The sequence below is a fragment of the Streptomyces sp. NPDC000878 genome, from assembly GCF_053599695.1.
In genome coordinates, this window is record NZ_JBSFMT010000016.1 from 89,116 (window position 1) to 102,628 (window position 13,513).

A 13,513-nucleotide genomic window follows, 5' to 3' on the forward strand; every position below is an offset into this window, starting at 1 on the left:
CTCACACGCGTGACGCCCCGGACGAGGGCGTCCGGGGCGTCGGGCCGCGGTGGCCGCTTTCCCTTACACCGCGACGATGCCCTCCATGCCGGACTCGGCGAAGGAGGGCAGTCCTGTGACGGTGGTGACCTTGGTGAGCGAGCCGTTCCTGCCGACGCGGAAGCCGTCGACCGTGCCGGAGAGGGCGTTCTGCACGTACAGGAACTTCTCGTCGCTGGTCACCGCCAGGTCGATCACGCCCTGTGACATGGCCGAGGGCGGGGTGGCGATGCCGACGTCGTTGGTGAGCGCGAGCTTTCCGTGCCGGTCGGTGCGGTAGCCGGTGACGGTGGAGTTGCCGGTGTTGCCGCCGTAGAGGAAGTCACCGGCGCGCTCCAGCCAGCACAGCGTGTTCTGGCCGTTGGGCAGGGGCTGCTGGAGGACCTTGAGGGTTCCGTCGGCGCGCACCTTGTACGTGCTGACCGTCGATTTCTCGGCCTCGGCCACCAGCATCCGGCCGCCCTTGTCGAAGGTGATCGCGAACGGCACGCCACCCGCCGAGTCGTTGACCACCGGCCGATGTGCGGGACGTCCGTCGGCCCGCATCGGGAAGACCTCGACGGTGTTCGCCGACTTGGTGGTGACGACCAGCGCACGGCCGTCCGGCGTGAACGCGACCTGGCCGGGCGAGCTGCTGAACAGCGGCACCTTCTCGTTGTCCAGCCCCAGCGAGCGGGACGAACCGTCCAGCGGCACCAGCCCCTTGGCTGTGATCCGGAAGCCCTGGACACTGCCCGCTCCGCCCGCGTTCATGACGTAGGCGAGTCTGCCCGACACGGCGATCGAGGCGGGGAAGTCTCCGCCCGAGTCCACCACCCGGCGGCCCGTCAGCTTCCGGCCCTCGACCCGGAACGAGGTCACGGTGCCGCTGCCCGCGTTGACCGCCAGGAGCAGCCCCGACCGATCGTCGTAGACGAGCGAGCCCTGGGAGGCGAGCGAGTCGGTGGGCGCGTCGACCTGGTCGCCGCCCTTGCCCCCGGTCGCGTAGCTGCCTGCGGCGCTCAGCGCACCGTCGTCGCCCCGTTCGAAGACTCGGATGCTGTTGCCGTCCAGTTCGTTGCCCTGCACGAAGACGGCATGGTCGGCCCCGGTCTTCCCCGACCCCGTGTCTCTCCGGGCGGTCTCCCCGGCCGAGGCGACGGTCACGGTCGTGGCAGCCGCCGCAGCGACGAGTACTCCCGCGCCCGCGAGGGTCAGCCGTACCTGTAACGCCGACCTGCGCCTGGTGTGCCTGCTCATGCGTTGCTCCTCGGATCTTCGCCACCACACATCGGCGGCGGGCAGAACCAGAGTTGCCCGAGTGGCGGACGGGGCCAAGGTGTTCGGCTGCCGCGTCAGAGTCTCGTAAGACCTTTCCGGCGCCCACGCCGTAAACCGCCTCACCCAGGCCCCTCACGGAGGCCGAGACCGTCGCGGGCGCGACCCCGGCCGGCTCCGGCACGAACTGCACGCATGCATACACATCGTCGGCATCGCGGAAGACAACCTCTATGCATACGGCCGCCCCATGGGAAGCCTGCTCCTCGTCCGGCACCTCACCGGTCCGCACCGCGACACCCGCGCCGGGAGGTCCGCCGAAAACCTCCCGCCGGGGCCACGTCATCGACCCGGTCCGCGGCACGACCGTGGACCTCGCGGCCACCGGCCTCACCCCGGAGTACGACGGCATCCTCCACGGCCTCTGCGTCGGCCGGTGCCGACGCGTCTTCGCCGACGAGCACGGCGTACCGCTCACCGCGTGAGGACGCCGCTGCCCAGGTCTTACGGAGCGGTGACGTGACGGGCGCGCTGCTGCTGTGCGGCGGGCCCGTGGTCCTAGCGTTCGGAGTATGCGAGTACTGGTCACCGGCGGAGCCGGGTTCATCGGGTCCCATATCGTCGAGGCGCTGACCGCGCACGGGCACGAGGCGGTCGTGTTCGACCTGCGCGACGGGCTGGACGTGCGCGATACCGAGGCCGTCGCCTCCGCCCTGCCGGGCGTGGACGCCGTGTGTCATCAGGCGGCGATGGTGGGGCTGGGGACGGGGTTCGGCGACGCGGTCGAGTACGTGTCGCGCAACGACCTCGGTACGGCGGTGCTGCTCGCCGCCCTGGCCGACGCGGGGGTGCGGCGGTTCGTGCTCGCCGGGTCGATGGTGGTGTACGGGGAGGGACGGTACGCGTGCGAGTGGCACGGGGTCGTGCGGCCGGGGCCCCGGGGCGTCGCCGATCTCGACGCGGGGCAGTTCGAGCCCCGGTGCCCGCGCTGCGGTGCGGAGTTGGCTCCGGGGCTGGTGGGCGAGGACGCTCCCGTCGACCCCCGGAACGTGTACGCGACGACCAAGCTGGCCCAGGAACACCTGGCGGCGGCGTGGGCGCGATCGACGGGTGGTTCGGCGGTGTCGTTGCGCTACCACAACGTGTACGGGCCGGGGATGCCGCGCGACACCCCGTACGCGGGGGTCGCCTCCTTCTTCCGGTCCGCGCTCGCGCGCGGTGAGGCGCCGCGTGTCTTCGAGGACGGCGGGCAGCGGCGGGACTTCGTGCACGTACGGGATGTGGCGGCGGCCAACGTGGCGGCCCTGGAGGCCGAGCCCCGGGCGGGGGTGCTGACCGCGTACAACACCGGCAGTGGGGAGCCGCACACGGTCGGCGAGATGGCGCGGGCGCTGGCCGCCGCGTACGGCGGGCCCGAGCCCGTGGTGACCGGCGAGTACCGGCTGGGGGACGTACGCCACATCACCGCGGACTCGTCGCGGCTGCGGGCGGAGCTGGGCTGGAAGGCCGAGATCGGGTTCGCGGAGGGAATGCGGGAGTTCGCGACGGCGAGACTGCGCGGGGAGTAGCAACCGGCTGGGGCCGCCCGCGTTCATGCCCCGGGCGCGGGAAGTGTCACCACGAAGCGGCAGCCGCCGGGGACGTTGTGCACGGCCGTCTGTCCCCGGTGGGCCTCCACGATGCCGCGGACGATGGCGAGGCCCAGGCCCGCTCCGGCCGGAGGTGTACGTGCGTGCGTGCCGCGCCAGCCGGTGTCGAAGACGCGCGGGAGGTCCTCCTCCGGGATGCCGCCGCAGCCGTCGGTGACGGACAGGACGACCCCGGTGTCCGACCGTTCGGCGACCACCGCGACCGTGCCGTCGGCCGGGGTCCGGCGGATCGCGTTGACCAGCAGGTTGCCCAGGACCCGGCTCATCTCCTTGCCGTCCACCTCGACCGGCACGGGCTCGACCCGGTCGCCGACCAGCCGTACGCCGTGTTCCCGGGCCAGGGGGTCCGCGCCGGCGAGGGCGTCGCCGACGAGGTCGTACAGGGAGATGCGGGACGGGGACAGGGCGAGGGTGCCGGCATGTATGCGGGAGAGTTCGAACAGGTCCCCCACCATGCCGTTGAGCCGGTCGACCTCGGTGCGGATCTGGCGGAGGTAGCGGGGCGGGTCCGCGGCCACGCCGTCCTCCAGCGCCTCGGACATCGCCCGCAGGCCGGCGAGCGGGGTGCGCAGGTCGTGCGAGATCCAGGCGACGAGTTCGCGGCGGGAGGTCTCCAGGGCGCGTTCGCGGTCGCGGGACTCGGCGAGTTTCGCGCTGGTGGCCGCCAGCTCCCGGCTCAGTGCGGTGAGTTCGGCGGTCGCCGGGCCGTCGGGGGCGGCGAAGGCGCCGCCGTCGCCGAACGAGCGTGCGGCGAGGGCGAGTTCGCGGCTGCCGGCGACGACCCAGCGTCCCAGCAGCAGTGCGGTGGCCAGCGAGACGACGGCGGCCATGGCGACGACCGTGGTGACGACGGTCAGGTCGTGCGCGGACAGGAACATCGCCTGCGCCACGGCCAGCGTGCCGGCGAGCATCGCGGTCACGGCGACAGCGGCGACGACCGTGAGGGACGTGGTGAGCGACCGCCGCCGGATGAGCCACAGGGTTCCCGCGCCGAGCAGTCCCGCCGCGGCGGCGCCCAGGAAGGCGAACAGGGCTATGAGGAGGGTGTCACGCACGGTCAGACGCCTCCTCGCGTGCCTGGGCGTCGAAGCGGTAGCCGACGCCCCACACCGTCTGGATCAGCCGGGGCCGGGCCGGGTCGTCCTCGACCTTGCCGCGCAGCCGGCGCACATGGACGGTCACCGTGGACAGGTCACCGAAGTCCCAGCCCCACACCTCGTGCATCAGCTCCTCGCGGGCGTACGCCCGGCAGGGGTTCCGGAGGAAGAACACGAGGAGGTCGAACTCCCGGATGGTGAGGGCGAGTTCGGTGCCGTTCCTGGTGGCGCGGCGGGCGGCCGGGTCGACGGTGAGGCCGGCCGCGTGCAGGGAACGGGCCGCGGGGGCGGGCCGGGTGCGGCGCAGTACGGACTCCACGCGCAGGACGAGTTCCCGGGGGCTGAAGGGTTTGGTGACGTAGTCGTCGGCGCCCACCTCCAGACCGAGGATGCGGTCGTCCTCGTCGCCGCGCGCGGTGAGCATGATGACCGGTACGGGTCCGTGCCCGCGTATCCGGCGGCACACCTCCAGGCCGTCCATGCCGGGCAGCATCAGGTCCAGGACCACCAGGTCGGGCCAGTGCGCGGCGGCCCTGGCGAGCGCCTCGGGGCCGTCTCCCGCCCGGTCCACGGTGTAGCCGGCCCGGTCGAGGTACCCGGAGACGACCTCGGCGACCGTGGGGTCGTCGTCCACGACAAGGACGCGCGCCGCACCTCCGTTCCTGCCCGGGGCGGCTCCGGTACCTGGTGATTCGTGCGGTTGCTGCATACGTCCAGCCTCCCACCGGGCGCGTCCGGGTGCCGTGCGCCGGCGTCGACGTCCGCGTTTCGTAAGGAGCTGAAGTCCGTTACCTCCCTTTTGTCTCCGTAGGGTGAAAGCCGTGACAACCTCTCCTGCAACGGAACCGGAAGCGGAGACGGCCACAGCGCCCGTCGACGTGGTCCTGCCCTGTCTGAACGAGGCCGAGGCCCTGCCCTGGGTGCTCGCCCGCATCCCGTCCGGCTGGCGTGCGCTGGTCGTGGACAACGGCTCCACCGACGGCTCGGCCGACATCGCCCGTGCTCTCGGCGCGCGGGTCGTGTCCGAAGAGCGCCGTGGATTCGGCGCGGCCTGCCACGCCGGGCTGACCGCCGCCACCGCGGACATCGTGTGCTTCTGCGACTGCGACGCCTCGCTCGACCCGGCGCTGCTCGTCCCCTTCGTACGCGAAGTACGCGACGGCGGGGCCGACCTGGTGCTCGGCCGGCGCCGCCCGCAGAGCCGGGGCGCCTGGCCCGTGCACGCCCGGGCCGGCAATCTCGCGCTCGCCCGGCTGCTGCGCCGCCGCACCGGGCTGCGCCTGCACGACCTCGGTCCGCTGCGCGCCGCCCGCCGGGAGCGGCTGCTGGCCCTCGGGCTCACCGACCGGCGCAGCGGATACCCCTTGCAGATGGTGGTGCGGGCCGCCGACGCGGGCTGGCGCGTCACCGAGCACGACGTCCCGTACCTGCCGCGCGCCGGCGCCTCCAAAGTGACCGGCACCTGGCGCGGCACCTGGCAGGCGGTACGGGACATGAGCCGCGTCCTGGCCCAGGCTCCCGTCACGCCCACCGCGTCCACGGCACCCGTGCAAGGGGGCGACGCCCGGTGACCACGCTTCTCGTCATCGCCAAGGAACCTCGTCCGGGCCGGGTCAAGACCCGGCTCACCCCGCCCTTCACCCCCGCGCAGGCGGCGGCGCTCGCCGAGGCGTCTCTCGCCGACACCCTGCGTACGGTGGCGGCGACGCCCGCGACCCGGCGGGTACTGGTCCTCGACGGAGCGCCGGGCCCCTGGCTGCCGCCCGGCTTCGACGTCGTACCGCAGTGCCCGGGCGGTCTGGACGAACGGCTGGCCGCCGCCTTCGCGAGCTGTGACGGGCCCGCGCTGCTCATCGGCATGGACACACCGCAGGTGACGCCCGCACTCCTCACCGTGGACTTCGCCGACTGCGACGCGTACTTCGGCCCCGCCGAGGACGGCGGCTTCTGGGCGCTGGGACTGGCCGACCCCGAGCCGGCGTTGCTGCGGGGTGTGCCGATGTCGACGCCCACGACGGGGGCCGTGCAGCGTGCGCGGCTCGTCGCCGCCGGTCTGCGCGTGCGTGATCTGCCCCGGCTGCGGGACGTCGACACGGCCGCCGACGCGGAGGCTGTCGCCGCCCTCGCTCCCCATGGCCGCTTCGCCGCCGAACTGCACCGGCTCGGGGTGAGCGCCGGGCGATGAGCACCGCACACGAGGTCACTCCGCCGCCGAGCACCGGGCCACTCGTACCCGTACCCGCGCCTGGAAGCGGGACGCGGGGCCCGGCCCTCTCCCCGGTCCCCGACCTCCCGCAGGACCGCACGCCGGGCAACGGACCAGGGTACGTATCCCCCGTTCCGGTCGACGGCGTCCCGCGTCCGTGGTCGGCCGACCCGTACTCCGACGCCGTGCGCACCGGCCGCGGCCCGCTCTTCCTGCGGCGGCCCGACGGCTGGCTGCTGCCCCTGGAGGTGGAGCGGTGGTGCGGGCGGGCCGACGCGGTGGACCGGGAGGTGCTGGGGCTCTGCGAGGGGGCCGTGCTCGATGTGGGCTGCGGGCCGGGACGGCTGGTGGTGGAACTGGCGGCGCTGGGCCGGCCCGCGCTCGGCATCGACGTCAGCGAGGCGGCCGTCGCCCGCACGGTGCAGCTCGGCGGTCAGGCCCTGCGCCGCTCCGTCTTCCAGCCGGTCCCGGGCGAGGGACGCTGGGACACCGTCCTCCTCATCGACGGGAACATCGGCATCGGCGGCGATCCGACCGCCCTGCTCCGGAGGGTGTCCCAACTCCTCACGCCTGGCGGGCTGTTGATCGCCGAGACCGTTGCGGACATGGACGTCGACGAACGCGTCAACGTCCACATCGTCCCGGCCACGGCCGGCGCCGGAGTCACCAGCGACCCGGTCTTCCCCTGGGCGCGCCTGGGCACCCCGGCCCTGCTGCGGCACGCGGCGGGCGCGGGCTGGCGCCCGGAGAGTCAGTGGACAGCCGAAGGCCGCTCCTTCGTCGCCCTGCGCAGCCGCAGCGACTTCAGTGCGAGCAGGACCGCCGAGCCCCCGAACAGCACCGCCGTGATCAGCAGCCAGCGGGACAGGAACCTGTCGCCGGGGAGGCCGGTGCCGGACCGGTAGGAGTCCGCCACCCGCCCGCTGATCAGCGGAAACCACACCAGCAGCAGAAGACCGGAGAGCGCCGCCGGGACGCGGACGAAGACCGTCCACCCCCGGCGGCCGGCCCCGCCGAGCACCCGTACCAGCGCCCGGTCCACCCCGGCGTACAGCGGCACCAGCACCAGGTCGTGCACCAGCGCCGCACCCACGAACCACAGCGCCACCGCGAACCAGTCGTCCGCGAGCAGCCGCACGCCCGCGTACCCGGCGAGCGCGAACGAACAGCCGAGCAACAGGAGTTGCAGAGGACTTCCCACGCGCCGGCGCGTCACAAGCAGTCGCATCACAGGTCTCCGAAGGTCATCCGGGCCACCCACTTGGTGTTGAGCACACCGGGCGCCGCGGGGACGATGACGCGCGCCGGGTAGCCGTGGTCGGGAGTCAGGGACTCGCCGTTGACGAACAGGGCGAGCAGGGAACGCGCGTCGCGCACCTGGTTGGCGCGCAGGGCGGCCCGACGGAACGCCCCGTGCCGCTGGAGGGACTCCACCAGGACGTCGGGCGCTGCGCCCGCTTCGTCCCCCTCGTACCCGACGAGCGCTGCCAGGTCCCGCAGCCGTACACCTCGCCACCACTGGTCGGAGGTCGACCAGCCCTCCACACAGGCGATGGGCAGCGCCGCGCTGTGCAGCGGGAGTCGCAGCAGATCTGTCCGGCTGAGGCGGACCGTCCGGCCGCGTCCCTCGACGACCAGCCGCCACGCCTCCTCGTTCGTCTCCGCCGTGCTGATCCCGCGCGACGCGGCCGTCTTGTTGATCTGGAAGCCGCCGGGCCCGGAGCCCGGTTCGGGACCGCCGTGCGGCGCGAGCACGGCCGTCTCCCGCAGCGGCCCGTCGAAGCTCTGCCCCGCCGTCGTGGCGAACAGGAGCAGCGAACCACCGCCGACGAAGCCGAGGGCTCCGCGCCGCGAGACGGTGGGCGGGGCGGGAGCCGGTGACACCAACTCCCCTTCCTCCGGTCGGTGCTGCTCTCTCATCTGCCGCAGGTTGCGCAGCGCTGCGGGCATCCGAAGCACCGCGTGCGTCACGAACGCCGCGAAGAACACCCAGGCTCCGTAGAAGTGCAGCGGATAGAAGGAGCCGGGGAAGAGATAGTCGAGCTGGACGTTCAGTACCCCCGTGGTGAACTCGAACAGCGCGCCCCCCACGAGCAGGAGCAGCGAGATCCGCTCCAGCGCGTGGGCGAGGGACCGCGCGGGCGGCAGCGCGAACAGCTTCGGCACGACCGACCACAGCTTCGCCAGCAGTACGGGGATCAGCGTGATCCCGAGCGTCACGTGCACGCCCTGCGTGAGCCGGTACAGCCAGTGCGGGTCGGTCGGCCAGGCGAAGAGGTAGAACCCGAGCAGTCCCTTGTCCGGGGTCTTGTCGTTCACCGGCGACAGCCCCGGGTTGTAGGCGGCGTACGACACCAGACCTGTCACGAACAGCACGGTGATCCCGCCGAGCAGCACCACCCCGAGCACCGAGGTGAACCAGGGTCCGCGCACGGGACTGCGCCAGAAACCGGGAGAAGAGGGGAGCAACAGATCGCGCATGTCCCGACCGTAGGCCGCGCGGGCCCGGATTCGGGGTCCACGACTCATGACGAAACGCTGACGTCCGGGCCCGCCGGGACGGCATCCGGCCCGCTCCGCCCTAGCGTTCCGGTGTGAACCGCGATCTCCTCCGTGACCTGGGTGCCGTGCTGGCCGCAGCCCTGCTCGTCGTGACGGCCGTCCTGGTCGGCACAGCCATCCAGCGCGACCACGGCACCCTGTGGGTGAACTGGCCGCCGCTGGCCGCCAACTGGGTGCCACACGTCGGTCCCGGCACCCCCGCCGCCCTCCTGGTGGCGTTCGCCGTCGTGGCGTACGGGCCGCGCCTCGCCGCCCGGCTGCCGTGGCGCGCGCTGCTCGGCGCCGTCTGGGGCACCGCCATGGCCTGGACGTTCTCGCTCGCGCTGATCGACGGCTGGCAGCGGGGCATCGCCGGCCAGCTCACGGCCCGCAACGAGTACCTCCGGGTCATCGACCGCTTCCACGACATCCCCGCCACCCTGCGGGACTTCACCCACCACATCCTGCTCCACTCACCGGACAACTGGCCCGCGCACGTGGCCGGGCACCCTCCGGCGGCTCCTGTCACCTTCGTCCTGCTCGACCGGATCGGACTCGGAGGCGGCGGCTGGGCCGGGGTGTGGTGCATCGTCACCGGCGCGACGGCGGGCGCGGCGGTGCTGGTGACCGTGCGCACGCTCGCCGGTGAGGCCCTCGCCCGGCGGGCGGCACCCTTCCTCGTCCTGGCCCCGGCCGCCGTCTGGATGGGCACCTCCGCCGACGGGTACTTCGCGGCGGTCGCCGCCTGGGCCGTCGCGCTCCTCGCCCTCGCGGTCACGGTACGCCGGCCGAGGACGGCCGGTTTCGCGGCGGGGCTCCTATTCGGCCTCACCTGCTATCTCTCGTACGGACTCACCCTGTTCGCCGTGATCGCGGGCGCCGTCCTGCTGCTCGGCACCCGACGGCTGCGGCCCCTCCCGTACGTCGTCGCCGGACTGGCCGTCGTGCCGCTGGTGTTCACGCTGCTCGGCTTCGACTGGTGGGAGGCGTACCGCCTGCTGGTCACCCGCTACCACGAAGGCGCGGGCGGGGTCCGGCCGTACGGCTACTGGGTGTGGGCGAACCTCGCCTGCACGGTACTGATCGTGGGCCCGGCCACGGTCGCGGGCCTGCGGCGGGCCGGGGCGGCCCCCGTCCGCAAGGGTCTCCGCACCTGCCTCGGCGCCCCCTGCCCCGCCGCCGCACCACGTCTCGCCCTGATCGTGTTCGCCGCGGTGCTCGCCCTGCTCGCCGCAGACCTCTCCGGCATGAGCAAGGCGGAGACGGAACGCATCTGGCTGCCGTTCGTCATGTGGCTGCTCCCGGCCTGCGCGTTCCTCACCGGGCCCCGCGCCTGGCTCACCGCACAGGCCGCCCTCGCCCTGCTCCTCAACCACCTGCTCCTGACCAGCTGGTGACAGGGAAACGGCCGAGGCCGTGCCGCCTACAGAGGACGCATGCCTGTGATGGTCGGCGCGATCACGGGTCATTCTGGTCGGCGTCTCGACGTGGGACGACCGACGTCGGGCGGCGCCTGGGACACCAGGTCGGTCCTTCCCCGAGGAGTGACGATCGCTGGAAGGGAAGTGTTCCGCCCTGCCTCATAGGATGAGCCTCACAGGTCGGACCCTGGGCGCTCGTCACGCGCGGTCCTCCACGGGCGCGCGGCAGCACGAGTCGCTCACGCCGAGAGAAGGGTGACCGCCATGGGCGCGCCACGCCTGAGCAGTACGCCGTTGCCGGGAATCGGGGTCCGCTACGACCTGACGACGCGGGAGAACCGGCGCCTGTCAGTCGTCGCCCACCGCGACGGTCACCGGACGATCAGCGCCTACCGCAGGGACGACCCGGACGCGTGCGCCCTGTCCGCCCGGCTGACCGCGGAGGAGGCGGCCACCCTCATCGACGCACTGATGCCCGCCCACCACACCCCGAACCTGCTGTCCACCACCGACCTGGGCCTCGTCGCCGAGCGCATCGAAGTGTCGGCCACCTCGCACTGGAACGGGCGCCTGCTGGGCGAGACCCGGATGCGTACCGAGACCGGCGTCTCCATCGTCGCCGTGCTGCGCCGCGCCGAAGCGATCCCCTCCCCCGCGCCCGACTTCCGCCTCGCCGGAGGTGACACCCTCATCCTCATCGGCACCCGCGAAGGCGTGGAGGCAGCCGCCGCGATACTCGGGCGGGAGTGACCCGCCATGCACTCCTCCGCTGTCTTCCTGATCGAGTTCGGCTGCATCATCCTGGTCCTCGGACTGCTCGGCCGGTTCGCCGGGCGCTTCCAGTTCTCCCCTATACCGCTGTATCTGCTGGCCGGACTCGCCTTCGGCAACGGCGGGCTGCTGCCACTGGGCACCAGCGAGGACTTCGTCGCCGTCGGCGCCGAGATCGGCGTCATCCTGCTCCTGCTCATGCTGGGCCTGGAGTACACCGCCAGCGATCTGGTCACCAACCTCAGGACCCACTACCCCGCCGGACTCGTCGACGCCGCCCTCAACGCCCTGCCAGGCGCGGCCATGGCACTGCTGCTGGGCTGGGGCCCGGTGGCCGCCGTCGTGCTGGCCGGGGTCACCTGGGTGTCCTCCTCCGGCGTCATCGCCAAGGTCCTCGGCGACCTGGGCCGGCTCGGCAACCGGGAAACCCCGACCATCCTGAGCATCCTCGTCCTCGAAGACCTCTCCATGGCGGTCTACCTGCCCATCGTCACCGCTCTGCTGGCCGGGGCCGGTCTGGCGGCGGGCAGCGTCACGCTCGCCATCGCCCTCGGCGCGGCCGTCCTCGTCCTGGTCCTCGCGGTCCGCTACGGCCGCCACATCTCCCGCTTCGTCTCCAGCGACGACCCCGAGAAACTGCTGCTCGTCGTCCTCGGCCTGACCCTGGTGATCGCCGGGCTGGCGCAGCAGCTGCAGGTGTCCGCCGCCGTCGGCGCCTTCCTGGTCGGCATCGCCCTGTCCGGCGAGGCCGCCGAGGGCGCCCACAGTCTCCTGGCACCGCTGCGGGACCTGTTCGCGGCGGTGTTCTTCGTCTTCTTCGGCCTGCACACCGACCCTGCCAGCATCCCGCCCGTCCTGCTGCCCGCCCTCGCCCTGGCCGCCGTCACCACCGCCACGAAGATCGCCACCGGCTACTGGGCCGCCCACCGCGCCGGGATCGGCCCCAAGGGCCGCTGGCGTGCCGGCGGCACCCTGGTCGCCCGCGGGGAGTTCTCCATCGTCATCGCCGGGCTCGCCGTCACGTCAGGCATCGAGCCCTCTCTCGGTCCGCTGGCCACCGCCTACGTCCTGATCCTCGTCGTCCTCGGCCCTCTCACCGCCCGCTACACCGAACCACTGGCCACCCGCCTGCTCGGACAGCGCCACCGACGGCCCGCCCCGGCGCCGGACGACAGCGAGCCTGCGCCGCCGGACACGTACAAGACCATCGACGACCAGGATGCCGTCGGCCACGCGTAACCGACCCCGGACGAGACGTGCGGCAGCGGAGGCACCTCGCGTCCGTCGACGGCCCATGGCCGAGGAAAACGGGAGATTCCCACAGTTCGCCAGGGGAGGCACAGAACAGGCGCCGCTGCGATGTGCCCGATAGCCTTCCGGCAGGTGTGCCGGGAAGCCTGGTCGGCGATCCTCCACTGCTGCCCTGGAGCCACCGATGCGCCTCTTCCGTCTGCGCCACCGTCGGCAGTCCGAGCCCCGGGGCACGCCCGCTCACGAAGTGATCCGGCTGCTCGGCGACCTGGACGCCCGTACCGCCGATGCGACCGGCCGACGCCGGGTCCGGGTGATCGACGCCGGACCGGAGGTCCTGGAGGTCGACCTGACCGACGTGGAGCACCTCAGCCCGGACGGCTGCACAGCACTGTTCTGCGATGAGTTGGCGCCTCGACAGCGAGGCGGGGCGACCCGCTCGGGTGCGGGCAGGTGCGTCAGGTGTGGCCACGCGGTTCGACCGCGGTCAGGTCACGGCTCAGCTGCGAGCGCGGCAGCTGCCGGGATCGTACGGAGTGCCACTCGCCGTATCTCGCAGGTACAGGCCGGCACGGCCGGGGAACAGCCTGGCGAGAGACACCGCGCACCTTCGGGTCGCGGTCCAGGCGACGAGCACGGACAGTCCGAGCAGCGCGACACGGGCCGCGGCACGACCGAGACCGGTCAGGTGTGCCGGGTCCATCAGGGCCGTCCCGGTGAGGCTGAGGAGCCAGGTCGTCACGATCACGACGGAGACCGCGACGGCGACCGGCACCCCGCCGAAAGACCGGGCCAGAGACGGGGCGTCGGTATCGAAGTCGCGTACGCGGGCACGGCCCAGCAGGACCAGAAGCCAGAAGCCGAGAGTGACCACCAGGGCGGAGGTGAAGATGACGGTGGGGAACTGCGCGGCGGTTTCAACGACCTGCCCCATGCCCCTGACCCCCGAATCGACTCCCCGAGTCCCGGCGCCCACCCCTGTTGCCAGGGCACGGCACCGGGACCGCTCCCCGTGTTTCTGCAGCCCTATCTTGAACTGCCCATGCCGTGCGGCGCATTGCCGTGTTCCGGCAGTCTTTACGCCTTCTTGATGCCGGACGACGACAACTGCGGCGAGGACCCAGCCGTTGTCTAGTCTGACCGTCGTCGTCCGGTCCGGCCGGCATCAGCCTCGGGGACGGAGAAGAGATGGGCCGAGTCTCGTACGGAGCCGTGGGAGACCGCCGGACGGTGGACGGCCGGGCAGAAGGAGGCCGGTACCGCAGCCACGTCGCTGCCGTC

13 protein-coding genes are annotated in these 13,513 nt (G+C 72.7%); 8 read left to right on the forward strand and 5 right to left on the reverse strand.

Annotated features, from left to right (window positions below; all coding sequences use genetic code 11):
- Positions 1–63 precede the first annotated feature (63 nt).
- Positions 64–1,278, reverse strand: coding sequence for a lactonase family protein (locus ACWDR4_RS17100; RefSeq protein ID WP_450409228.1), 1,215 nt, complete (start codon positions 1,276–1,278; stop codon positions 64–66).
- Between the two features lie 251 nt (positions 1,279–1,529).
- Between ACWDR4_RS17100 and ACWDR4_RS17105 the strand changes: the two genes are divergently transcribed.
- Both ACWDR4_RS17105 and ACWDR4_RS17110 read left to right on the forward strand, forming a co-directional pair.
- The gene (locus ACWDR4_RS17105) at positions 1,530–1,781 is read left to right on the forward strand and encodes a hypothetical protein (protein ID WP_450409230.1); all 252 of its coding nucleotides are present in this window, start codon (positions 1,530–1,532) and stop codon (positions 1,779–1,781) included.
- An 87-nt stretch (positions 1,782–1,868) separates the two neighbouring features.
- On the forward strand, positions 1,869–2,864 hold the full coding sequence (locus tag ACWDR4_RS17110) for an NAD-dependent epimerase/dehydratase family protein (RefSeq protein WP_450409232.1): 996 nt from the start codon (positions 1,869–1,871) through the stop codon (positions 2,862–2,864).
- 23 nt (positions 2,865–2,887) lie between these two features.
- Here the strand turns inward: ACWDR4_RS17110 and ACWDR4_RS17115 are convergent, their stop codons facing one another.
- The gene (locus ACWDR4_RS17115; protein ID WP_450409234.1) at positions 2,888–4,000 is read right to left on the reverse strand and encodes a sensor histidine kinase; all 1,113 of its coding nucleotides are present in this window, start codon (positions 3,998–4,000) and stop codon (positions 2,888–2,890) included.
- Entirely contained in the window at positions 3,993–4,751 is a 759-nt protein-coding gene (locus ACWDR4_RS17120) for a response regulator transcription factor (RefSeq protein ID WP_450409236.1), read from the reverse strand. The genes ACWDR4_RS17115 and ACWDR4_RS17120 overlap by 8 nt, the downstream gene beginning before the upstream one ends.
- A 103-nt stretch (positions 4,752–4,854) precedes the next feature.
- Between ACWDR4_RS17120 and ACWDR4_RS17125 the strand changes: the two genes are divergently transcribed.
- The 3 genes from ACWDR4_RS17125 to ACWDR4_RS17135 are packed head-to-tail and all read left to right on the forward strand — an operon-like array spanning position 4,855 to position 7,153.
- The gene (locus ACWDR4_RS17125) at positions 4,855–5,613 is read left to right on the forward strand and encodes a glycosyltransferase family 2 protein (protein WP_450409238.1); all 759 of its coding nucleotides are present in this window, start codon (positions 4,855–4,857) and stop codon (positions 5,611–5,613) included.
- The gene (locus ACWDR4_RS17130) at positions 5,610–6,227 is read left to right on the forward strand and encodes a TIGR04282 family arsenosugar biosynthesis glycosyltransferase (protein ID WP_450409240.1); all 618 of its coding nucleotides are present in this window, start codon (positions 5,610–5,612) and stop codon (positions 6,225–6,227) included. Before ACWDR4_RS17125 ends, ACWDR4_RS17130 begins: the two co-directional genes overlap by 4 nt.
- Positions 6,224–7,153, forward strand: a complete 930-nt coding sequence (locus ACWDR4_RS17135) for a class I SAM-dependent methyltransferase (protein ID WP_450409241.1) — start codon at positions 6,224–6,226, stop codon at positions 7,151–7,153. The genes ACWDR4_RS17130 and ACWDR4_RS17135 overlap by 4 nt, the downstream gene beginning before the upstream one ends.
- A 322-nt stretch (positions 7,154–7,475) precedes the next feature.
- On the opposite strand, the gene ACWDR4_RS17140 is transcribed toward ACWDR4_RS17135, so the two are convergent.
- Positions 7,476–8,729 (reverse strand): molybdopterin-dependent oxidoreductase, encoded by a 1,254-nt coding sequence (locus ACWDR4_RS17140; protein WP_450409243.1) that lies wholly within the window; start codon positions 8,727–8,729, stop codon positions 7,476–7,478.
- A gap of 113 nt (positions 8,730–8,842) precedes the next feature.
- Between ACWDR4_RS17140 and ACWDR4_RS17145 the strand changes: the two genes are divergently transcribed.
- From ACWDR4_RS17145 to ACWDR4_RS17155, 3 genes are all read left to right on the forward strand, one after another.
- Positions 8,843–10,186, forward strand: coding sequence for a hypothetical protein (locus tag ACWDR4_RS17145; RefSeq protein ID WP_450409245.1), 1,344 nt, complete (start codon positions 8,843–8,845; stop codon positions 10,184–10,186).
- Positions 10,187–10,474: 288 nt separating this feature from the next.
- On the forward strand, positions 10,475–10,960 hold the full coding sequence (locus ACWDR4_RS17150; protein ID WP_450409247.1) for a cation:proton antiporter regulatory subunit: 486 nt from the start codon (positions 10,475–10,477) through the stop codon (positions 10,958–10,960).
- Positions 10,961–10,966: 6 nt separating this feature from the next.
- Complete coding sequence (locus ACWDR4_RS17155; protein WP_450409248.1) at positions 10,967–12,220, forward strand: cation:proton antiporter; 1,254 nt, start codon at positions 10,967–10,969, stop codon at positions 12,218–12,220.
- 511 nt (positions 12,221–12,731) lie between these two features.
- Here the strand turns inward: ACWDR4_RS17155 and ACWDR4_RS17160 are convergent.
- Positions 12,732–13,166 (reverse strand): hypothetical protein, encoded by a 435-nt coding sequence (locus ACWDR4_RS17160; RefSeq protein WP_450409250.1) that lies wholly within the window; start codon positions 13,164–13,166, stop codon positions 12,732–12,734.
- Between the last annotated feature and the right edge of the window lie 347 nt (positions 13,167–13,513).

Bases quoted from the DNA above. Each gene is read 5' to 3' on its own strand.
- ACWDR4_RS17105 (WP_450409230.1), top strand. From the start codon at position 1,530: ATGCATACGGCCGCCCCATGGGAAGCCTGCTCCTCGTCCGGCACCTCA.
- ACWDR4_RS17120 (WP_450409236.1), bottom strand. From the start codon at position 4,751: ATGCAGCAACCGCACGAATCACCAGGTACCGGAGCCGCCCCGGGCAGG.
- ACWDR4_RS17140 (WP_450409243.1), bottom strand. From the start codon at position 8,729: ATGCGCGATCTGTTGCTCCCCTCTTCTCCCGGTTTCTGGCGCAGTCCC.
- ACWDR4_RS17110 (WP_450409232.1), top strand. From the start codon at position 1,869: ATGCGAGTACTGGTCACCGGCGGAGCCGGGTTCATCGGGTCCCATATC.
- ACWDR4_RS17150 (WP_450409247.1), top strand. From the start codon at position 10,475: ATGGGCGCGCCACGCCTGAGCAGTACGCCGTTGCCGGGAATCGGGGTC.
- ACWDR4_RS17160 (WP_450409250.1), bottom strand. From the start codon at position 13,166: ATGGGGCAGGTCGTTGAAACCGCCGCGCAGTTCCCCACCGTCATCTTC.
- ACWDR4_RS17100 (WP_450409228.1), bottom strand. From the start codon at position 1,278: ATGAGCAGGCACACCAGGCGCAGGTCGGCGTTACAGGTACGGCTGACC.
- ACWDR4_RS17155 (WP_450409248.1), top strand. From the start codon at position 10,967: ATGCACTCCTCCGCTGTCTTCCTGATCGAGTTCGGCTGCATCATCCTG.
- ACWDR4_RS17135 (WP_450409241.1), top strand. From the start codon at position 6,224: ATGAGCACCGCACACGAGGTCACTCCGCCGCCGAGCACCGGGCCACTC.